Annotated in this window: 19 protein-coding genes and 1 tRNA gene; 13 read left to right on the forward strand and 7 right to left on the reverse strand. The window is 45.6% G+C overall.

Translation table 11 applies throughout. From position 1 onward, the window contains the following. The 6 genes from ACYQZ0_RS01775 (at position 1) to ACYQZ0_RS01800 (ending at position 6,419) form a co-directional block, all read left to right on the forward strand. The gene (locus ACYQZ0_RS01775; protein ID WP_459774755.1) at positions 1–801 is read left to right on the forward strand and encodes an SCO family protein; all 801 of its coding nucleotides are present in this window, start codon (positions 1–3) and stop codon (positions 799–801) included. Between the two features lie 3 nt (positions 802–804). Then, on the forward strand, positions 805–1,512 hold the full coding sequence (coxB, locus tag ACYQZ0_RS01780) for a cytochrome c oxidase subunit II (protein ID WP_459774756.1): 708 nt from the start codon (positions 805–807) through the stop codon (positions 1,510–1,512). A gap of 12 nt (positions 1,513–1,524) precedes the next feature. Continuing rightward, positions 1,525–3,147, forward strand: coding sequence for a cytochrome c oxidase subunit I (locus ACYQZ0_RS01785; protein ID WP_459774757.1), 1,623 nt, complete (start codon positions 1,525–1,527; stop codon positions 3,145–3,147). A 346-nt stretch (positions 3,148–3,493) separates the two neighbouring features. Further along, complete coding sequence (locus ACYQZ0_RS01790) at positions 3,494–3,943, forward strand: cytochrome c oxidase subunit II (RefSeq protein ID WP_459774758.1); 450 nt, start codon at positions 3,494–3,496, stop codon at positions 3,941–3,943. A gap of 17 nt (positions 3,944–3,960) precedes the next feature. Continuing rightward, positions 3,961–5,727: a b(o/a)3-type cytochrome-c oxidase subunit 1 gene (locus ACYQZ0_RS01795; RefSeq protein ID WP_459774759.1), complete on the forward strand. Its 1,767-nt coding sequence runs from the start codon at positions 3,961–3,963 to the stop codon at positions 5,725–5,727. Next, the gene (locus ACYQZ0_RS01800) at positions 5,724–6,419 is read left to right on the forward strand and encodes an SCO family protein (RefSeq protein ID WP_459774760.1); all 696 of its coding nucleotides are present in this window, start codon (positions 5,724–5,726) and stop codon (positions 6,417–6,419) included. Before ACYQZ0_RS01795 ends, ACYQZ0_RS01800 begins: the two co-directional genes overlap by 4 nt. Here ACYQZ0_RS01800 and uppP read toward each other — a convergent pair. The 3 genes from uppP to ACYQZ0_RS01815 are packed head-to-tail and all read right to left on the reverse strand — an operon-like array spanning position 6,395 to position 8,627. Then, positions 6,395–7,165, reverse strand: a complete 771-nt coding sequence (gene uppP, locus ACYQZ0_RS01805) for an undecaprenyl-diphosphatase UppP (RefSeq protein WP_459774761.1) — start codon at positions 7,163–7,165, stop codon at positions 6,395–6,397. The genes ACYQZ0_RS01800 and uppP overlap by 25 nt on opposite strands. Beyond that, entirely contained in the window at positions 7,162–7,869 is a 708-nt protein-coding gene (gene hisA / locus ACYQZ0_RS01810) for a 1-(5-phosphoribosyl)-5-[(5-phosphoribosylamino)methylideneamino]imidazole-4-carboxamide isomerase (protein WP_459774762.1), read from the reverse strand. Before hisA ends, uppP begins: the two co-directional genes overlap by 4 nt. Continuing rightward, on the reverse strand, positions 7,866–8,627 hold the full coding sequence (locus ACYQZ0_RS01815) for a dihydroorotate dehydrogenase electron transfer subunit (RefSeq protein ID WP_459774763.1): 762 nt from the start codon (positions 8,625–8,627) through the stop codon (positions 7,866–7,868). Before ACYQZ0_RS01815 ends, hisA begins: the two co-directional genes overlap by 4 nt. Before the next feature lie 71 nt (positions 8,628–8,698). Between ACYQZ0_RS01815 and ACYQZ0_RS01820 the strand changes: the two genes are divergently transcribed. Next, positions 8,699–10,009 (forward strand): ATP-grasp domain-containing protein, encoded by a 1,311-nt coding sequence (locus ACYQZ0_RS01820; protein ID WP_459774764.1) that lies wholly within the window; start codon positions 8,699–8,701, stop codon positions 10,007–10,009. A gap of 13 nt (positions 10,010–10,022) precedes the next feature. On the opposite strand, the gene truD is transcribed toward ACYQZ0_RS01820, so the two are convergent. After that, positions 10,023–11,180: a tRNA pseudouridine(13) synthase TruD gene (gene truD, locus ACYQZ0_RS01825; RefSeq protein WP_459774765.1), complete on the reverse strand. Its 1,158-nt coding sequence runs from the start codon at positions 11,178–11,180 to the stop codon at positions 10,023–10,025. A gap of 18 nt (positions 11,181–11,198) precedes the next feature. Between truD and ACYQZ0_RS01830 the strand changes: the two genes are divergently transcribed. Then, positions 11,199–11,852, forward strand: coding sequence for a class I SAM-dependent methyltransferase (locus ACYQZ0_RS01830; RefSeq protein WP_459774766.1), 654 nt, complete (start codon positions 11,199–11,201; stop codon positions 11,850–11,852). A gap of 1 nt (position 11,853) precedes the next feature. On the opposite strand, the gene ACYQZ0_RS01835 is transcribed toward ACYQZ0_RS01830, so the two are convergent. Further along, a tRNA-Cys gene (locus ACYQZ0_RS01835) sits at positions 11,854–11,928 on the reverse strand. 107 nt (positions 11,929–12,035) lie between these two features. Here ACYQZ0_RS01835 and ACYQZ0_RS01840 point away from each other — a divergent pair. The 3 genes from ACYQZ0_RS01840 to ACYQZ0_RS01850 are packed head-to-tail and all read left to right on the forward strand — an operon-like array spanning position 12,036 to position 15,036. Beyond that, a complete protein-coding gene (locus tag ACYQZ0_RS01840) occupies positions 12,036–13,118 on the forward strand; it encodes a DEAD/DEAH box helicase (RefSeq protein ID WP_459774767.1) in 1,083 nt (360 codons plus the stop codon). Beyond that, the gene (locus tag ACYQZ0_RS01845; RefSeq protein ID WP_459774768.1) at positions 13,115–14,230 is read left to right on the forward strand and encodes a KamA family radical SAM protein; all 1,116 of its coding nucleotides are present in this window, start codon (positions 13,115–13,117) and stop codon (positions 14,228–14,230) included. Before ACYQZ0_RS01840 ends, ACYQZ0_RS01845 begins: the two co-directional genes overlap by 4 nt. 14 nt (positions 14,231–14,244) lie before the next feature. Beyond that, complete coding sequence (locus ACYQZ0_RS01850) at positions 14,245–15,036, forward strand: polyprenyl synthetase family protein (RefSeq protein WP_459774769.1); 792 nt, start codon at positions 14,245–14,247, stop codon at positions 15,034–15,036. Here the strand turns inward: ACYQZ0_RS01850 and rpmA are convergent. Beyond that, positions 15,033–15,329, reverse strand: coding sequence for a 50S ribosomal protein L27 (gene rpmA / locus ACYQZ0_RS01855; protein ID WP_459774770.1), 297 nt, complete (start codon positions 15,327–15,329; stop codon positions 15,033–15,035). The genes ACYQZ0_RS01850 and rpmA overlap by 4 nt on opposite strands. Positions 15,330–15,371: 42 nt before the next feature. Here rpmA and ACYQZ0_RS01860 point away from each other — a divergent pair, with 42 nt between their 5' ends. Together ACYQZ0_RS01860 and bioF are read left to right on the forward strand one after the other, a co-directional pair. Next, positions 15,372–17,555, forward strand: a complete 2,184-nt coding sequence (locus ACYQZ0_RS01860) for a penicillin-binding protein 1A (RefSeq protein WP_459774771.1) — start codon at positions 15,372–15,374, stop codon at positions 17,553–17,555. Further along, entirely contained in the window at positions 17,552–18,691 is a 1,140-nt protein-coding gene (gene bioF, locus ACYQZ0_RS01865) for an 8-amino-7-oxononanoate synthase (protein WP_459774772.1), read from the forward strand. Before ACYQZ0_RS01860 ends, bioF begins: the two co-directional genes overlap by 4 nt. Here bioF and ACYQZ0_RS01870 read toward each other — a convergent pair. Beyond that, positions 18,675–19,967 carry an OmpP1/FadL family transporter gene (locus ACYQZ0_RS01870; protein WP_459774773.1) on the reverse strand — a complete coding sequence of 431 codons (1,293 nt, stop codon included), beginning with the start codon at positions 19,965–19,967 and terminating at the stop codon, positions 18,675–18,677. The two genes, bioF and ACYQZ0_RS01870, sit on opposite strands and share 17 nt — an antisense overlap. Positions 19,968–19,972 lie beyond the last annotated feature (5 nt).

Consider the following 19,972-nt stretch of genomic DNA (forward strand, 5'->3'; position numbering starts at 1 on the left):
ATGAGGCTGCTTTTTTCCTTGCTCTTCTTACTTACTTTTGTTTTTGGAAGCGGTGTGATGGGGCCTTCAAATAAGGCCTTTGACGATAACGATATGTTTAACCCTGAAATACTGAAAATTGACGAGAAAAAGTATTTAGGAAACTTCGTTCCCGACGTAAACGTAATACTTGAAAACGGTAAAAACACAAATCTATACAGCCTGATTAAGGGAAAGCCTACGATACTTCTCCTCTCTTACTACACCTGCGGTGGGACGTGTCCCGTAAGGGTTGATAACCTCAACAAGCTAATAAAGGAAACGGGGTTAAAAGATAGGGATTTTATCGTTTTAAATTTATCCTTTGACGAGAAGGATAACCTTGAGACCCTCAAAAAGTTCAAGGAGATTCACGGTCCCTTTACGAAGCAGTGGGTTTTCGGTCTCATAAAAAAGGAAGAGATAAGGAAGCTAACAGATTCGGTAGGATTCAGGTTTTTCTTTGTAGAGAGGGATAAAACATTCGTCCATCCTAACGTTTACATATTCCTCTCACCGGAAGGAAGGATAACGAGGTATCTTTACGGCGTTAAGCCCTCAGAGATGGACATAAGAATAGCCCTCGCCGAAAGCACCCAGAACAAGATATCCCTTAACTCTGTGGTTGACCTTGCCTTGCTCGTCTGCTTCACATACGACCCCTCAAGGAGTAGGTATGTTGTAAATCCAACACTTCTCTTTGGAGGAATAGGTTTTTCCGCTCTTTTCTTGGTGGTATCTTCAGCTATCTTACTCAATAAACTTAGGTCAAAGGAGGTGTAAGCTATGGAAGGCGTCATGGATACCATCGCACTGCCTTATAAGTGGTGGTCCGAGGCGGTCACCGTCTGGTTAATAGTTGCCGTAATCATTTACTTGGTTGTAGCTGTCCCGGGGCTGTATTTCATCTACAAGTATCGCTACAAGCCCGGAGAAAGGGAAGTGGGAGACCACGACTTTGAAAGCCACGCGGGACTTGAAGCACTCCTTACGATAATCCCCCTACTTACGGTTATATTCCTCGCAACTTACTCCTTCACGATATTCAGGAAGATTAGGACTGTTCCCGATAACGCTATGACGATAAAGGTAACCGCATTCATGTGGGGATGGCAGTTTGATTACCTTGATGAAAACGGAAAGGTCATAAAAACTGTTGTTACTGGATATCACGCAAACGACTACAAACTCCAGGAGTTTGAAAAGCCTGTAATACCCGCAGGAAAGCCTATTAGGGTTCTCCTAACCTCTATGGACGTTATACACTCCTTCTTCGTTTTACCTGCGAGGATAACCGAGGACGCAGTCCCCGGAAGAACGACATACCTCTGGTTCCAGATTAACGAGCCTGGGGAGTACTGGGTATTCTGCAGGGAGTACTGCGGAACGGGACACTCTCACATGTTCAGCATACTTAAGGTTGTTCCTCCCGACCAATTTACAGCTTGGCTCTATGGTAAAAATAACGCTGTTGCTATAAAATCTGAAAACTAAGGAGGTAGTGCAATGAGGGAAGCTATTCACGTAGAGAAGCCATACTTCCTTGGGACTTTAAGGGAGTGGCTCTTTACAACGGACCACAAGAAGATTGGAATTCTATACTTTGTTACCAGCTTCCTCGTATTCCTAATAGCGGGAGTCTTCGGACTCCTCGTAAGGTTTGAGCAGTCCGTGCCCGGAATGCAGGTTGTTGACTTCAAGACTTATAACTACTTACTCACCGGGCACGGTGTAGGAATGCTGTTCTGGTGGGCTATAGCAGCTCACATAGGTGGATTCGGTAACTTCCTTCTTCCCCTGATGATAGGGGCAAAGGACGTTGCATTTCCCAGATTGAACGCACTCAGCTGGTGGGCATTCTTCGCAGCAAACGTATTATTCCTTATGACCCTCATACCCGGAAACCACATAATGACGATGTGGACCGGATATCCTCCCTTCTCACTTAACAACGACGCTGGAATAACAGCTCTTTACGTATTCGTAATACATCTCCTCGGAGCATCATCTATAGCTACGGCGGTTAACTTCCTCGTTACTTACATCACGATGAGGGCTCCCGGTGTTACGTTCTTCAAGACAAACCTCTTCGTTCATACCCTTATAGCCGCAAACGTAATACAGCTCGTAGGAGTTCCCTCCCTTGCTGGCGCTGTTACGATGCTCTTCCTTGACAAGTATCTCGGAACGAACTTCTTCAATCCCGCAAAGGGTGGAGACCCTCTCATCTACCAAAACATATTCTGGTTCTACTCCCACCCCGTTGTTTACGTTCAGGTTCTGCCTGTATTCGGTTTCTACTCCGAGATAGTTCCCGTATTTGCAAGAAGACCCATATTCGGATACCACACAATGGTTTTTGCAATATGGGGAATTACCGCTGTTAGCTTCTTCCTGTGGATACACCACATGTTCGTTTCCGGAGTTCCCAACTGGGTAAGAGTTCTCTTCTCCTACACGACGCTCCTTATAGCTGTTCCCACGGGAATAAAGATATTCAACTGGATGTTTACCCTCTACAGGGGTGCTATACACTTCAGGTCTCAAATGCTCTACGCACTCGGTGGTATATTCATGTTCCTCATAGGTGGTCTTACGGGAATTCCCCTCGGTATGGTTGCGATTGACCTCGGAGTATCCGACTCTCTCTTCGTAGTGGGACACTTCCACTACGTTCTCGGAATGGCTATAACTCTCGGAATTCTCGGAGCTGTAATACACTGGTTCCCCCTCGCTACAGGAAAGCTCTATCCCGAAAACATAGGAAGACTCAGCTTCTGGCTTATATTCATAGGTGCTAACATCTTCTACTTCCTCCAAATGGTTGTTGGTATGCTCGGTAATCCCAGAAGGTATCCTGACTATCCTCCCATACCCGAATGGACAACTCTTCACGTTCTCCAAACGATAGGTGCTCTTATACTCGGTGTCGGAGTGGTAATCTTCGCATATGGAATAATCAAAGGACTCATGAGCGGTGAAAAGGCTCCCGAAAACCCCTGGAAATCTCCCTCTCTTGAGTGGAAGGTAGGTGTTCCCGCAAGGGCACACGGCCACGGAGACCATCCTCCCAAGGTAGAGCCCGACTGGCATCCTTACAGATACGACAAAGAAGAGATACTCAGGTAGTTTTCTCTCTTTCTCCTCTTTAATTTTTTTTTCTTAAACCAAATTTATGATTTTTTTATCATTTTATTAATTTTATTGTAATTTGATTTATAACATAAAGCATGCTTTCTACTTGAAAATCAAGCATTTTATTGGTGTGAGTGAGTAAGCACTACTTGACAATAAAATTTTTCAGGTTGAAAATTTATTAGTGTGGTTAAAAACTTGTGGAGGTGAGGAAGATGCAGGAAAAACACACTGACTTTTTCCCGACGGGGTCAATTTACTTTTTCCTTTTCATGATAGCTTTTTACGCACTCATATGGTTTTTAGCTTATGCGGTATTACTTGAAAGGGGGTAGGAGAGATGGACAAAGCTGAAAAAACCGGACTTACCTTAGCATTAATAATGCTTCTTACGTTCTTCAGCCTGATAGTTTACGCGGCTAAGGGCTTAAAGATTGACGTTCCCACGTGCGTAACGGATGTAGAACCTTTCCAAGAAGGGAAGCTAATAAAACACGGAGACAAAAGATACGAGCTACACATACTCGCAAGGATGTGGTTTTTTGACTTCAACAAGGGGGCTACCGAGATAAAGATACCTGCAGGCTCAACCGTTGACATCTTCGTAACCTCAAAGGACGTTGTTCACGGAGTTCACATCAACAATACGAACTTTAACGTTATGGCTATTCCCGGAACCGTTGGTTACATGAGGGTTAAGTTTGAGAAGCCCGGTGAATACCACGTTGTTTGCCACGAGTTTTGCGGTGTAGGTCACCACGCTATGCAAGGAAAAATAATCGTTGAATAAAAAAAGGAGGTGAAAAAATGCAGGTGAGCGGAGCACTGAGGTTTATAATCCTGACTGAAATAGTCTTTCCTATTTTACTCCTTACGTTCGGAATTTACCACGGCGTAATGCAGGTTCTCTACAGGGCTGGAATTATAAAGGCGGAAAGCTTCCTCGGAATTGACTACTACCAAGGATTGACGCTCCACGGCGTTATAAACGTAATCGTATTCACGACGATATTCATAGTCGGATTCTCAAACGCAATAGTTATGTACACGCTCAAGAAACCCCTCAGGGAAAAGGTTCAATGGATAGCCCTCGGAATGATGGTTGTGGGAACTCTTATGGCCGCTTGGGCGATGTTCACGGGAAGGGCTACGGTTCTATACACCTTCTATCCTCCCCTGATAGCTCACTGGACCTTCTACCTGGGTGCGGTTCTGCTGGTTCTCGGTTCACTGGTGCCATTCTTCTTTGACTGGATTCCCTCCGCAATAGAGTGGAAGAGGGAAAATCCAGACCAGAAACTCCCCCTTGCGGTTTTCGGAACCTTCGTAAACTTCATACTCTGGACCATAATGATTATCCCCGTAGCTGTTGAGATTCTGTTCCAGCTTCTTCCCCTTTCTCTGGGATGGGTTGATGAGATTAACCCCTTGCTTGCAAGAACGCTTTTCTGGTTCTTCGGACACCCCGTAGTTTACTTCTGGCTACTTCCCGCATACGTTGCACTCTACACGATTCTTCCCAAGATAGTTTCTGAAAAAGGAAAGCTCTACTCCGATGCTGCTGCAAGGCTCGCATTCATACTCTTCCTGATATTCTCACTTCCCGTTGGACTCCACCACCAGTTCACCGACCCCGGTATAACGAACACCTGGAAGCTTATACATGCACTTTTCACCTTCGGTGTTGCTCTCCCCAGTATGATTACCGCTTTCACGGTTGCTGCATCCCTTGAATACAGCGTGAAGGCGGAACACCCCGAGCTTAAGAACTCCAAGTTCTACTGGTGGACCTTCCTCCCCTACATGAGGCTTGAGGGTAATAAGTGGATGTTCTCCTACTTCTTTGCAGGACTCGTTCTGTTCTTCATAGGCGGAATTACTGGAATTGTTAACGCTTCTTACAACGTAAACCTTGCGGTTCACAATACCGCATACGTCCCCGGACACTTCCACACAACCGTTGGAGGACTCGTTCTCCTCGTATTCTTCGCACTTGCCCTATACATGGTATCCAAGCTGAGGGGAACGGACGTTAAGTTTAAGGGACTTGCGGTTCTCGCACCTTACTTCTGGATGCAGGGAATGTTCATGTTCTCATACGCTATGATGGTGGGCGGAATACTTGAGGGATTCCCCAGAAGGACGAACGCGGGACTCACATACCTAAACCCCGATTCTCCACTCTACAGGCCTGAATGGGTAGGATACGCTCAGCTCTCGGTTGTAGGAGGAGTTCTCCTCGGAATAGGATTTATCCTCTTCTTCATATCCCTGATAGGAACACTCCTGGCACCTAAGGTCAGGGAAAGCACCCTTGAGTTCCCCATAGCGGACGCTTACCACGATGAAAACATTCCAGTTCTCAATAACCTCAAGACCTGGACCGTTGCAGCGATAATACTCGCGGTTCTGTCCTACATACCGCCTCTATACGATGCATCAGTAAGGGGTATATTCTTCAACTCTCCCGCATACAACGAGAAGTTCCCGATGCCCCTGAAACAGCTTCAGGGAGCTGAAAAGAAGGAGAAGAAAGAAATTTCCAAAGCTGAGAAGGAGGTTGCCAAAAAGTGATTCTTTCCCTTCTTTTCTTTTTTATAACCCTTTTATTTGCCCAAACGGGTAGTACCGGCATTCCCCCGAACGAATCAAAAACAATAGACACATACGTTCCCGGTGATATCAGATTAGTTGACTCCTTTGGGAATAAGTTTCAGCTTAAGGACCTGAAGGGAAAGCCCATAATAATAAGCCCCATATATACGAGGTGTAAAGCCGCCTGTCCCCTTATAACGAAGAACTTGCTCAAGGTTATTCCGAAGGTAGGAGAGCCGGGAAAGGACTTCTGGGTTCTCACACTCACCTTTGACCCTAAGGATACCCTTGAAGACATAAGGAGATACAGGGAGAAATACAATATTGACGGAAGGGGCTGGAAGGTTGTGAAGGCAAAGACGACGGAAGACCTCTTTAAACTTCTTGATGCAATAGACTTCAGGTTTATGACCGCAGGAGAGGAGTTTATCCATCCCAACTTAATAGTCGTTTTATCTCCGGAACTTCAGATAAAGGACTACCTTTACGGGGTTAATTACAGCTACCTTGAGCTTGCAAATGCCCTCAGGATAGCAAGGGGAGAGCTTGCACTTCCAGAGAAGTTCAGGTCCTACCTCTTTATAGTGGGAATGGTAGGGGTTGCTGGAACGAGCGTTTACCTCCTTTATCTGATAAACAGAATTCTTCAAAAGAGGAAAAAGGCTGCGTAAAGGATTCCCACGAATATTCTGTAAACGCCGAAAATCCAGAGTCCGTGCTTCTTAAGGTAAGAAAGAAAGAGTTTAACAACAATTAAAGCGGTTATAAAGGAGGTTATAAAACCTATCCCCAAAACTCCCCACTCTCCCTTTTCAAAATTTCCGCCGCTCTTTATGAGGTCGTAGGCTGTTGCCATGAGCATCGTCGGAACTGCGAGCAAAAAGGAAAACTCCGCGGCTTTCTCTCTCGTAAGTCCTGCTATTAAACCCCCAGATATAGTTGCACCCGAACGGGAAACTCCCGGAATTACCGCAAAACTCTGAAAAACTCCTATCATAAAAGCCTTTGAAAGGGGGAGTTCCCTTATATCGTCTATGTGTTCCTTTGCGTCGTAATACCTGTCAAGGAGAATGAGAATAACTCCTCCCAGAATCAAGGTGAAAACGACTACCTTATCATTACCTATGAGGTATCCCTTTATGAGCTTGTATAGCAGAAAGCCGACAGCACCTGTAGGTATAAAGGCGACAACAATCCTTTTCCAGGTTTCAGCGTCTTTCAAAAATCTTTCAAAATAGAGAAATACAACCGCAAGAATTGAGCCTAATTGTATAGCTATCTCAAAGCTTTTGACAAACTCGGTGTGTTTTATTCCGAGTATGTGGGCCGTGAGTATGAGGTGCCCCGTTGATGAGACGGGTAAGAATTCCGTAAGTCCCTCAACAACTCCCAGAAGTGCTGCCTGCCACTCTTTCATAGCTCCTCCGGCCTTATCCTTCCCTCGTATATCGCCTTTCCTACAACCACGCCCTCAACAATGCCGTAAAGTTTTTTTATATCCTCAACCGAGGAAACCCCTCCCGATGCGAGGAGGGACTTTTTTAAAACCTTTTTAATCTCCTCGTAGGGCTTTACATCCACACCTTCAAGGCTTCCGTCCCTCTCTATAACCGTGTATAGATAGCCCCAGAGGGGGTATTCCTCATACCTTTTCGCAAACTTCTCGGGACTTAGAGCAACCTCCTCCTTCCATCCTCCTATAGCCACCTTTCCGCCTTTTGAGTCTATGGCAAGTATAACTCTGTTGGGAAAATCCCCGAGAATTTTCTCAAATTCCTTCGGATTTTTATACGCGAGAGTTCCTATAACGACGTAGTTAATTCCCTCTTCAAAAAGCGTTTTTGCTGTTTCGTAATCCCTTATGCCTCCCCCCACTTCAATTTCACCGGAAAAGACTTTACGGATTTCCCTTATGGTTGTCAGGTTTTTTGGCTTTCCCTCTTTCGCACCTTCAAGGTCAACAATGTGAAGCTTCTTAAATCCGAGTTCTTCAAACCTTCTTGCGAGCTCGGGAGGATTTTCCGAGTAAACCTTAACCTTTGAGAAATCTCCCTTATAAAGCCTTACAGCTTTGCCTTTCATAAGGTCAATTGCGGGAATTACAAAGCTCTTTAAACTCAAATAACTACCTCCTCCATGGGCATGACGGGTCCCTCTACGCAGACCCTCTTGAACATTCCGCCTGCGGTTTTTACAACGCAACCGAGACATACGCCCCAGCCACAGGCCATTCTTTCTTCAAGGGAAAAGTAAACTTTATGACCCGTTCCCATACGCTTTATAGTTTTTAGCATGGGCTTTGGTCCGCATGCCTGAACGACCCAGTCCTTCGGAAACTCCTTTAAAATCTCCGTCACGTATCCCTTCCTTCCGAGGCTTCCGTCGTCCGTAAAAAGCTCGTAAGGAAATCCTTCCTTTTCAAGCCACTCAACCATGCCGAGGTATTCCCTGCTCCTCCCTCCGTATGCTATGAAAACTTTCTTTCCCATATCCCTTAACTTCTTTGCGAGGAGCGTTAAGCCCGCAAGTCCTACACCGCCTCCCACGAGAAGGTGTTTATCCCCCTCGTAATTAAAGAGTCTCTTCCCAAGGGGAAGCAAAACCTTTATTTTTTCCCCGACCTTTCTCCTGCTGAGGAGTGCAGTTCCCCTTCCGAAAACTTCGTAATAAAAAATGAGTCTGTGTTCCTCTATGTCCGCCACCGCGAGGGCTCTCCTTCCCATAGGGTCGTAGGTATCGGAGGGCTTTACCATAGCAAAATGCCCCGGCTGTATCCTGTCTATTATCTTGTCCGGGACCCTTAAGACGAGTTTGTACAGCCTTCCGGATATGTAGGTGTTCTCAAGTATCTCCGCATAAAGGTCCTCAACGAGTCCCATACTCACTTAAATTTTAACGATAAAACCTATTAAAATACTGTTTTAAAATAATCCTTTAAGGAGGAAAGAGGATGGACCTATACGAGTACGAGGCTTACGATAAGATTTTTAAGAAGTACGGGATTCCGACCCCTAAGTATATGTTCGTTGAGCACATAACGGACGACGTTGTTGAGTTTGTAAACCAGCTTGGTGAGTGCGTCGTAAAGTCTCAGGTTCTCGTCGGAAAGAGAGGAAAGGCAGGAGCCGTAAGGGTATGCTCCTCCCCCGAAGAGGCTCTGGAAGAGATAGAAACGCTCCTCAGGATGCCCGTTTACGGGGAGATGCCCGTAGGCGTTCTCGTCGTTGAAAAGGCAAATATCGTTAAGGAGCTTTACGCTTCCATTATGTACTCAACCGACTACAGGGCACCCGTTCTTACCTTAAGCCTTGAGGGCGGAATGGACATAGAGGAAGTTCCCCCCGAAAAAGTAAAGACGTGGCCCATAAATCCCTTGAAGGGACTCTATCCCCATATGGTTCGTAACTACCTCCTTGAGCTCGGATTCCCCCACGAGTATATGTCGGTCCTGAGGAAGCTCTCCGAAGTTATAGCAAAGATGTGGGAAGCCTTCTGGGGAGCGGAGGCAAGACTCCTTGAGATAAACCCCCTTGCGATAGTTGATAGGGGCGGAAAGCTTGACGTTATGGCCCTTGACGCGGTCACGAAGATAGACGACGACGCTTCAATACCTCCCGCAAAGATATACGGCGTCAGAACCGCTATGAAGAGACCTCCAACGGAAAGGGAGATAGCCGCTGCGGAAATAGATAAGGACGACCACAGAGGTAAGGCGGGTTCATACGTTGAGCTTGACGGCGATATAGCCATGATGACCTTCGGAGGAGGTGGTTCAACGGTTACTATAGAAACCTGTTACGAGCTCGGACTGAAGCCCGCAAACCTAACGGACATAGGCGGTAATCCACCCGCGGAAAAGATGTATAAGATAACGAGGATAATACTCTCAAAGCCGGGCATAAGAGCGGTTCTCATAGCGGGAGGAACCGCAAACAACACGAGAATAGACGTAACCTTAGGAGAAGGAGTTGCAAATGCTCTAAGGGACCTGAAGAAGGAAGGAAAGCTTGACCCCAACTGGATATTCGTCGTGAGGAGAAACGGACCCGAAGCGGAAAAGGGGCTGAGAATGCTTTATGAGGCATTCAAAGAGTGCGGAATAAAGGGAGAGATTTACGACTCCGCACTTCCCTTAACGGAAGCTCCCGTAAGACTCAAGGAGCTCCTTGATAAATGCCAATCAAAGTCATTAGAAGAGCAGGAGCAAGTTAAAGAGGGCCACACCTTTACCGACGAACAGGCTTCGGACCTGGGCATGTAGCCCTTTCTTTCCTTTAATCTTTTATATCCGAGCAGTAAAGCTTCCTCAAAAGTATTGTTGCATAGCTTCCCGGGGGAAGAACGAAGGAGAGCTTCATGCTTCTTCCTTTATCCTCTAGAACCTTCAAGTCCCTAGGTTTAAAAAAGGTCTTTCTTACTCCGTCGGAGAAAAGCCTTATCCCTATCCTTTCCGCCATAAGCATTTTTGGCGTTATGCCTTCGTCTTGGAGAACTTCCTTTATAATGAGCTCCACCTTCTTGTTTTTTGGGGGATAATCAACTCCGAGGTAGGGAATCTCAAGCTCCTTTATCTCTTCCCATACGCTTCTGCTCATCTCGTTGAAAAAGGCGAGCTCCCACTTCAGGAAGGGAGTTTTACAGTGTTTAAGGTAGCGAACCACAAAGGTGTAAAGATACCTATTCCAGAGATAACTCTGGTATGCAAAGACGAACATCAGTCTCACATTTTTGGGGAGAACCATAAAGGCGTTCCTGAAGCTCTCTCCCCTCCTCAGGGCTTTAACCACTTCCACCTCCGGTTCAGAGCCTTTTGGCATCAGTTTGAGAAACCTATCCCAGTCCCTCCAGGCCTTCCTCAACATTCTCCTCAGCCTTTTATCCTTTAAGGACGTTAAATACTCCTTTAAGGCTTCTTCGTAATTATGCCTGATGAGATGCTTTATAACGAACTCTTCCGCATGCTTTACGGAACCGAACCGCTGTTCTCCGAAGTAGTTTTCACATCCGTATTCCTTTACGAGTTCAAGCATGTTTTCAAAGACTTTCCTGTGTCTCTTCGTAATTCCCCTTATTCTCACCTCAAAGTAATTTCCCTCAATATCCCCGAGGCTCAGGGGCTCGTCTGAAAAACCGAGGAACTTAAGGGATATGCCTTCCCCCTCGTAATCCTGCATCCTTTCAAGGATTTTCCCACTCAGGTTCTCAATCGCTATATACTGCTCCGTTATCGCTTTTTTGTCTTTGAGTCCCGCAAAGCTTATATTTCTCAGCGGAATTCCGAATCTCCTTGATATCTCCCTGAGTGCCTCTATCGTCGTCCTGTTTACCTTCCTTAAAAGGAAGTAGGCATACCTTCCCTTTTCTTTTAGCTCAAGACTTTTTATCTCCTTAACGTAAAAGTCCTCGGGCTTTTCCTTAATCCTTATATCCATCTTTAGGATAATTATCTTATGGACGAAAAGAGGATAATGGCTCAAGTGTTTTCGGGCGTTGCGAAGGTTTACGATACATTTCTTTCGGGGATAACCTTAGGAGGAATACACAGGTGGCAGGGAAGGTTAATAGAGCTTATGGGGGAAGAAAGTGCGTGGCTTGACGTGGGAACGGGAACGGGAGAGGTCCTTCTGAAGCTGAAAAGCTCAAGGCTAAAGGTAGGAATAGATATAGCCTTCGGTATGCTTAAAAAGGCAAAGGAGAAGTGCGGAGATTGTCATTTCATTCTGGCGGATGCGGAAAATACGCCCTTTAAGAACGAGAGCTTTGAGAGAATATCCCTCTCCCTCGTTTTCAGACACCTCCCGAGTCAGGATAATTTCCTCAAGGAAGCATACAGAGTTATGAAAAAAGGGGGGAGGATAGGCATTCTTGACCTGAGGAAGTTCTGGGGAAATAGAGTTTTATCCCTCCTTATGAGAACGATTTTTCTGCCCTTCGGGATACTTATTTTCGGGAAGGATAAGTGGGATTTCTTTATCCACTCCCTTGAGAAGAGCTTCACGATTGAGGAAACGAAGGAAATTCTTGAGAAAAATGGCTTTAAAACTTTGAAGGTTGAGACTGCATTTATGGGACTTGTTTACCTCGTTGTAGGGGAAAAGGTTTAAGTGGAGGCGACGGGCGGATTCGAACCGCCGTAAAGGGGATTTGCAGTCCCCCGCCTAACCGCTCGGCCACGTCGCCTAACTAATTAATATTATATTGCCTTTTTCCGAAAAATCTTTAGAATAAAGATAGACCCATCGGGAGGGCTTGCGTTCTTCCGAGGGAAAAAAGATTAAGGAGGAATGATGTTTTCACTGCTGAGAGAAGAGATAAGAAAAGCTCTTGAGGAGCTTAACTACGAAAAGCCTACACCCGTTCAGGAAAAGACGATACCCGTAGCCCTTGAAGGAAAGGACTGCCTTATTCAGGCAAGAACGGGAACGGGAAAGACGGGAGCCTTCGGACTTTCCATTCTGAACAACCTATCAAGAGGGGAGAGAGCCCTCATACTCGCGCCAACGAGGGAGCTCGCACTCCAGATAAGGGATAACCTCAGGGATTACGGAAAGTATCTGAGAAAGAGAATTTACGCCTTTTATGGAGGAATGAAGGTTTTCTCAAACCTGAAGGTTTTATCCTCTCAGGAAGTTGACGTTGTGATAGGAACTCCCGGGAGGATAAGGGACCTCATAGAGAGGCAGGCTCTCCGACTTGATAACGTGAGGTATTTCGTCCTTGACGAAGTGGACGTTATGCTTGATATGAACTTCAAGGAGGACATAGACTTTATATACTCAAGGCTCCCTGAGGAAAAACAGGTTTTCTTCGTATCCGCAACCTTCCCGCCGGAAGTCGTTGAGCTCTCCGAGGAGTATACAAAGGACGCGGAGTTTATAAAGGTTGAGACGAAGGAGCTTGAACCAAAGATAGAGGAAAAGGTTCTTAAGGTTTTTTCCCATGAAGAGAAGCTTGACAACCTCGTAGAGGTATTAAAGAGACTTGATAAGGTAATCGTTTTCGTAAACAGGAAGAGGGACGCAAAGTTCCTTGAGGAATACCTTAGGAATATGAGGATAAGCGCGAACGCGATACACGGAGACCTTCCCCAGAGGAGAAGGGAAGAGGTTCTGAAGCGTTTCAGGGAAGGGAGGATAAAGGTTCTCGTGGCAACAGATGTAGCGTCAAGGGGGCTTGACATAAGGGAAGTTGAAGCGGTAATTAACTTCCACCTTCCGGAGGACCCCAAGGTTTACCTGCACCGCATAGGTAGAACGGGAAGAATGGGAAGAAGCGGAATAGCCCTAAACCTCGTATCCCCCGAAGAGAGGAGGAATTACGAGAGAATTAAGCGTTTCAGGAGGAACGGAAGAAATAATAAATCTATATGAGATACTTCTTCAAAGAGGTTCCCGAAAATCTCTGGAGAAGTTACAGATGGCAGATACAGAACAGGATAAAGAGCCTTGAGGAGATAAAGAGGTATATAAAACTCCTTCCAGAAGAGGAGGAAGGCATAAAGAGAACCGCGGGGCTTTACCCCTTTGCGGTAACCCCTTACTACCTTTCCCTTATAAACCCGGAGGACCCAAAGGACCCCGTAAGACTCCAAGCCATACCGAGGGCAGTGGAAGTTGACCCAAAAGTTCAGGCCCACGGAGAGCCCGATGCCCTGAAAGAAGAGGGGGAAATTCCCGGACTCACCCACAGGTATCCAGATAGAGTTCTTCTGAGCGTCACGACCTTTTGTGCGGTTTACTGCAGGCATTGTATGAGAAAGAGGATATTCTCCCAAGGGGAAAGAGCGAGAACGAAAGAAGAGATAGACCGAATGGTTGATTACATAAGGAGACACGAGGAGATAAGGGACGTCCTCATATCGGGAGGTGAACCCCTTTCCCTCTCAAACGAAAAGATTGAGTATATACTTAAGAAGCTCAGGGAGATAAAGCACGTTGAGATAATACGTTTCGGGACCCGACTTCCCGTTCTCGCACCCCAGCGCTTTTACGACGATAAACTCCTTGACATTCTTGAGAAATACTCCCCCATCTGGATAAACACCCACTTTAACCACCCAAACGAGATAACCGAGTACTCAGCGGAAGCGGTTGATAGACTTCTCAGAAGGGGCATACCCGTAAACAACCAGACCGTTCTCCTGAAAGGAGTGAACGACAACCCCGAGACCATGTTAAAGCTTTTCAGGGAGCTACTAAAGATAAAGGTAAAGCCCCAGTATCTCTTTCACTGCGACCCCATAAAGGGAGCGGTTCACTTCAGAACAACGGTGGATAAAGGACTTGAGATTATGAGGTATTTAAGGGGAAGGATAAGCGGTTTCGGGATACCGACCTACGCGGTTGACCTCCCGGGAGGAAAGGGGAAAGTTCCTCTCCTTCCCAATTACGTAAGAAAAAGGGAGGGAAATAAGTTCTGGTTTGAGAGCTTTACGGGAGAGGTGGTTGAGTATGAAATTGAAGAGGTCTGGGAAGGATTTTAATATCCTAAAAGATTATGGATAAGCTCTCCCTATGGAAGGAAAGAGTTGAGGAAAGACTTTCTGATATACTGGAAAAGCTTCAGGGACCCCCTTCGCTAAAGGAAGCGGTAAAATACTACCCCCTCCAGAAGGGAAAGAGGATAAGACCCCTTTTTACCGTAGCGGTTGCGAGCACGCTCGGGGGAAACGAGGAGGACGCCATAACCGTTGGCTGTGCGATAGAACTAATTCACAACTACTCACTCATTCACGACGACCTTCCCTGCATGGATAACGACGCTTGGAGAAGGGGACAGCCAACCTGCCACATAAAGTTCGGAGAAGCCCTCGCACTACTCGCGGGAGACGCTCTCCTTACTTACACTTTTGAGGTTTTATCCGATAAAAATAACTTCAAAACCCTCGGAGAGGGGGAGATACTTGAGATAATAAACGTCATTTCTAAAAAATCGGGCTCTGACGGTATGGTGGGAGGTCAGGTTCTTGACATAGAAGGCTACGAGAATCTATATGAAGTGAGCATAAAAAAGACGGGTGCTTTATTTGAGGCATGTTTTGTGTGCGGTGGGATAGTTGCAGGGAGAAGGGATATACTCGGAGAACTTGAAGAGACGGGAAGAAAGGTAGGACTCCTTTTCCAGATGGTTGACGACTACCTTGATAAGGACGGTTTTTATACCTTGAAAGGAGAGGAGTTAAAAAAAGATATAGAAGAACTATACGGGGTAATACTTGAGAAGGAAATTTTAAGGAAGAGCGAAGAGCTGAGAAAACTCCTTGAGATGATTAAAAAGAGAGTGGATTAATGAACCTTTCCGTTTTTCTGCTCCATTAGCTTTTCCCACTCCTCGGGGGAGAGGACGCTTACGAATTTCTTCTTCCTTCTCGTTTCAAAATGGACGTATCCGTCCTTTAGGGCAAAAAGTGTATAATCGGAACCCATTCCTACATTCCTTCCGGGGTATATCCTCGTTCCCCTCTGTCTTACGATAATGTTTCCAGCCTTTACGAACTGACCGTCGTATCTCTTAACACCTAACCTTTTAGATATGCTATCCCTTCCGTTTTTTGTTGAACCACCGCTCGCTTTGCTTGCCATCTCCTTACCTCCTGTAAGGGTTTATTATATTTAAAATTTACGATGGTTAAAAAGATTTTTATCACCCTTGTGGGTTTAAGCCTTCTCTTTTTTTTATTTATCGGAGGTTTTCTGTATTCGGTTTACAGAAACCTCCCCGACCCAAAGCTTCTTGAAGAGTGGACACCCCCTCAGGCCTCCGAGGTTTACGATGTAAAAGGAAGATTATACGGAACGATAGGCTTCCAGAAGAGGTTTTACGTTCCCCTTGATAAAATTCCGAAGCACGTTATAGATGCCTTTATAGCGATAGAGGACAGGAATTTCTGGAAGCATAAAGGTTTTGACCTTGCAGCAATCCTGAGGGCAGCCTATGTTAACTACAAAGCAGGGAGGATAGTTCAGGGGGGGAGCACGATAACCCAACAGCTCGCAAAGAACCTATTCTTAACTCCCGAGAGAACCGTGTGGAGGAAGATAAAAGAAATACTCCTTGCGGTAAAGATTGAGAGAACTTTCAGTAAAGAGAAGATTCTTGAGCTATACCTTAACCAGATTTATCTGGGTAGCGGTGCTTACGGAGTTGAAGCTGCCTCGCAGGTTTACTTCGGGAAACACGTATGGGAGCTTACTCTTGAGGAAGGTGCACTCCTTGCCTCTCTTCCCAAGGCCCCGGCATACTACAACCCCTTTTACCATCCCGAAAGAGCCCTTGAGAGGAGAAACCTGGTTTTATCCGCAATGCTTGAGGAGGGCTACATAACCCGGGAGCAGTTTGAGGAGGCTGTAAACAAGCCACTGAACGTAAATACACACAACAAATACAGGTTTTCGGACTACGTCCTTGATACCGTTAAGGAATACGTATTCAAAAAATACGGGGAGCTCGCCTATAAGGGAAACCTAAAGATTTACATAACCGTTGATAAGGATTTTCAGAACCTTGCGGTAAAGAGTTTAAAGGAGGGACTGCTGAACGTCGCAAAAACGATAGGCATTCCGTTCCTGCCCGAAAGCGAGGAGGATATGAAAAAAGCCTACGAAAAGGAAAAAGAGCTTAAAAACCTTAGGGTAAATAAGATTTACGTTGCGAAAATCCTTTCTTACGACGGAAAGAAGATGGAGGTTGAAATTCACGGAAGAAAATTTTACGGAGAGATAAAGAACCTTCCAATAAAGGGACATAAATACATCTTCGTTCGCTATCTCGGAGGTAAGGAGGTTGAGATAATCCCCGACCTTGAAGGGAGTATTGTAAGCATAGATGTAAAGACCGGGGAGATAAAGGCACTCGTGGGAGGAAGGAGTTATCTATACTCCCAGTTCAACAGGGCTACTAAAGCCCTGAGACAACCGGGTTCCGCAATAAAGCCCGTTATATACCTTGGGGCACTTCTTAAAGGTATGACCCAGATATCCATAGTGGACGCAAGTCCAAAACCTTACTACGACCCCTCAAAGGGAGAGGACTGGATACCAAAAAACTATAATAACGAAGAGTACGGAAGGGTTACATTGAGGTTTGCCCTGGCACACAGCATAAACACCGCTTCCGTAAATCTTCTTGATGAGGTCGGATTCAAGGTCGTCCTTGACGTTGGAAGAAAAGTGGGACTTGATAAACTAAAGCCTTACTACTCCTTGGCACTCGGGACGGTTGAGGTGACACCCCTTGAGCTTACATCCGCATACCAGGTTTTTGCAAATCTGGGTGTGAGGTGCAGGCCTTTTCTCATAAAGAGAATTGAGGATAAAAACGGGAACATCCTTGAGGAGAACAAACCCGAGTGTGAGGAGGTTCTTCCCGCTCCCGAGACGCGGGTTCTCGTTGATATGTTAAGAGCTGTTGTCCTTGAGGGAACCGCCAGGAGGGCAAAAATTTTAAGGAAGGTTGTCGCGGGAAAAACAGGAACTACGGATGATTACCAGGATGCCTGGTTCGTGGGTTTCTCCCCCCACATCGTTACAGGGGTTTGGGTCGGTTACGACGTTAAAAAGTCCCTGGGAGAGCACATGAGCGGGGCAAGGGTGGCATTACCAATATGGATAAACTATATGCGTTTCGTCACCGAGCTTTATCCCGACGAGGACTTTAATCTTCCCCCTGAGAACATAGTTGTTAAGATTAATCCGGAGGACTTGGTGCTCGCGGACGAGACATGCGAAGGGGTTGATATGGTTTTTGTCAAGGGAACGGAACCCCATACAACCTGTTCCGACTTAAGGAGTATCATAGGCTTAAAATGAGATGGATTGACGAAGAACTTGAAAAGTTAAAAAGGGAAAACCTATACAGGGAAAGGATAGTTTTAGAAGGATTAAGGGATTTCTGTTCTAACGATTACCTCGGTCTCAGAAGAAATCCGGAGGTTATAGAGGAGAGCGTAAAGGTCTTAAGAGAAACGGGTATCGGTTCGGGCGCATCTCAGCTCGTTTCTGGTTATACAAAGTATCACAGGGAGCTTGAGGAAAAGCTCTCGGATTTTAAAAGGGTTCCGAGGTGCGTTCTTTTTGGGAGTGGTTTTCTTGCAAACGTTGGAGTTATACCTTCTTTAGTGGAAAAGGGAGACATAATTCTGAGCGATGAGCTAAACCACGCCTCAATTATAGACGGAATTCGTTTATCTAAAGCGGATAAATACGTATTCAAACACCTTAATTATGAAGAACTTGAAGAGTTTTTAAGTAAAAACCGGGGGAAATACAAAAAAGCCTTAATAGTCACCGATACCGTTTTCAGCATGGATGGGGATATAGCAAACCTGAAAAGACTTACGGAGATATGCGAGAGATACGACTGCATGTTATACATAGACGAAGCACACGCAACCGCAACGATAGGAAGGGGAGGCCTTGATTATTTTGGGATTCCCTTTAAGGATTACGTAATAGTTATGGGAACACTATCAAAGGCGTTGGGGGGATATGGAGCATTTATATGCGGTTCTGAAAAGCTTATTGAATACATAATTAACAAAGCAAGAAGTCTTATATTTTCCACCTCTCTTCCTCCCTCCGTATGTGCGGGCGTTAAAAAGGCTATAGAAATAGTTGAAGAAAACCAATCACTTATAAAGGAATTAAGAACTATAGAGAAAAAGCTTACAGAGATTTTTAAAAGCCTGAATCTGGATTTCAGATATCACGGCACGCCTATAATTCCCATCTTTGTTTACGATGAAGGGGAAGCCCTTAAAATCAGGAATGAATTGCTAAAGGAAGGAATTTTCCTTCAGGCTATAAGGTATCCGACTGTTCCTAAAGGTAAAGCGAGATTAAGGCTTACAGCTTCTTTGAACTACACAGAACAAGATTTAAAATTCCTTAAAGAAGCTTTGGAAAAAGTTTTAGGAAAAGAGGAAGGGCTCAGAAGGACCAGTTGAGCCCTATGCCTATGGAGTGCTGAACCATTTTTGCGGAAACCTCCGCCCCACCTCCAGCCATTTTTGCAGTTTCCGTATTCGGAAGTGCGTAAACGTAGGATAAGTCTATGTCAAAGTTATTCGTTACCTTCCAGTTAAGACCGAGGGTTAAGTGGTGCTCCGCTATAGCGGGAAATCCTACGAGGTTAAACCAGTATAACTGGTAGTCCGAGAATTTAGCATCAAAATCTGGAACTCTATTTTTGGGATTTGTCGCGTCAAGGTTATCCTTGCTCCTTATCGGAGATTTTCCGTAGTTCCAACCAATTCTTAGAGCAAGATTCTTTACGGGTTTATACTCACCACCTATTCCGAAGACCCATTGGTCCTCCCAATCAAAATCCCCGTATCCGTCCGCCCCTGACCAATCAATCCACCTCACGTCAATACCAACCTTAAGGTTTTCAAGAGGCTTTACACCTACACCAACAGCCACTTCCTGAGGTTGCTGGAGTTTCATATCCTCAAACTTACCATCTCCGTTACTGTCAAAAACGTTCTTATACTTCATGGATACGGGAGACTGGTAATAAAGACCGCCATATATGAAGTCTCCGAGATTTAAAGCAACACCTACGCTAAATCCTATTCCGAAGTCCTGAGCTTGTCCCCCGCTTGCGTTCCAGCAGTTTGGAGAAGTGGGAGGATAGCAAAGCTCCGCACCTACATCAAGTGAACCCCAAGCTATGTGAAGAGCTCCGCCCACCGATATCATTTCGTTCACTTTATAGGCTATTGTCGGTGTAATTCTCATAAACTGGAATGTAGTGTGCATCTTTCCGAGAGCGTTTGCATAGTGGGGATTGTTAGGGTCAGGACTTATATTTATAAGCTGTTTGTCCCTGAAATCCACACCCATACCCGAGACACCAAAAGCACCTATACCTACAGCAAGCCTTTCGTTAATCTTGTGAACTATTCCAACCTCGGGAACTATAAAGGTGTCCGCATCGCTTTTTACCCTTCCATCTGTGGACATTGGTCCTTTAGAGCTTACCTTAACATTAGGCATAAAGAGTATTCCGCCGAAGCTAAGGAAAAACTTTTTCGTATTGTAGTAGGGTATCCAGGCTGGGTTTCTGAATATGGAGTCTATAGGGCCTACGGGCATTCCCGTTCCTATTCCTCCCATTCCCCTTGATGCGGGCCCTATTCCTATGAGGTTATCACCGTTGGTAGCAAATACAAGTGGGGATATAGCTAAAATTGAACCGAGAGCTAACAGACTTTTTTTCATCCCCT

This window comes from Aquifex pyrophilus (assembly GCF_054656935.1).

What these genes read in the sequence shown, in the direction of transcription:
- rpmA (WP_459774770.1), bottom strand. Translation starts at nt 15,329, where the DNA reads ATGGCAAGCAAAGCGAGCGGTGGTTCAACAAAAAACGGAAGGGATAGC.
- ACYQZ0_RS01775 (WP_459774755.1), top strand. Translation starts at nt 1, where the DNA reads ATGAGGCTGCTTTTTTCCTTGCTCTTCTTACTTACTTTTGTTTTTGGA.
- bioF (WP_459774772.1), top strand. Translation starts at nt 17,552, where the DNA reads ATGAGATGGATTGACGAAGAACTTGAAAAGTTAAAAAGGGAAAACCTA.
- ACYQZ0_RS01845 (WP_459774768.1), top strand. Translation starts at nt 13,115, where the DNA reads ATGAGATACTTCTTCAAAGAGGTTCCCGAAAATCTCTGGAGAAGTTAC.
- coxB (WP_459774756.1), top strand. Translation starts at nt 805, where the DNA reads ATGGAAGGCGTCATGGATACCATCGCACTGCCTTATAAGTGGTGGTCC.
- ACYQZ0_RS01860 (WP_459774771.1), top strand. Translation starts at nt 15,372, where the DNA reads ATGGTTAAAAAGATTTTTATCACCCTTGTGGGTTTAAGCCTTCTCTTT.
- truD (WP_459774765.1), bottom strand. Translation starts at nt 11,180, where the DNA reads ATGGATATAAGGATTAAGGAAAAGCCCGAGGACTTTTACGTTAAGGAG.
- ACYQZ0_RS01870 (WP_459774773.1), bottom strand. Translation starts at nt 19,967, where the DNA reads ATGAAAAAAAGTCTGTTAGCTCTCGGTTCAATTTTAGCTATATCCCCA.
- ACYQZ0_RS01850 (WP_459774769.1), top strand. Translation starts at nt 14,245, where the DNA reads ATGGATAAGCTCTCCCTATGGAAGGAAAGAGTTGAGGAAAGACTTTCT.
- ACYQZ0_RS01785 (WP_459774757.1), top strand. Translation starts at nt 1,525, where the DNA reads ATGAGGGAAGCTATTCACGTAGAGAAGCCATACTTCCTTGGGACTTTA.
- ACYQZ0_RS01820 (WP_459774764.1), top strand. Translation starts at nt 8,699, where the DNA reads ATGGACCTATACGAGTACGAGGCTTACGATAAGATTTTTAAGAAGTAC.
- ACYQZ0_RS01830 (WP_459774766.1), top strand. Translation starts at nt 11,199, where the DNA reads ATGGACGAAAAGAGGATAATGGCTCAAGTGTTTTCGGGCGTTGCGAAG.
- ACYQZ0_RS01790 (WP_459774758.1), top strand. Translation starts at nt 3,494, where the DNA reads ATGGACAAAGCTGAAAAAACCGGACTTACCTTAGCATTAATAATGCTT.
- ACYQZ0_RS01840 (WP_459774767.1), top strand. Translation starts at nt 12,036, where the DNA reads ATGTTTTCACTGCTGAGAGAAGAGATAAGAAAAGCTCTTGAGGAGCTT.
- ACYQZ0_RS01815 (WP_459774763.1), bottom strand. Translation starts at nt 8,627, where the DNA reads ATGGGACTCGTTGAGGACCTTTATGCGGAGATACTTGAGAACACCTAC.
- ACYQZ0_RS01795 (WP_459774759.1), top strand. Translation starts at nt 3,961, where the DNA reads ATGCAGGTGAGCGGAGCACTGAGGTTTATAATCCTGACTGAAATAGTC.
- uppP (WP_459774761.1), bottom strand. Translation starts at nt 7,165, where the DNA reads ATGAAAGAGTGGCAGGCAGCACTTCTGGGAGTTGTTGAGGGACTTACG.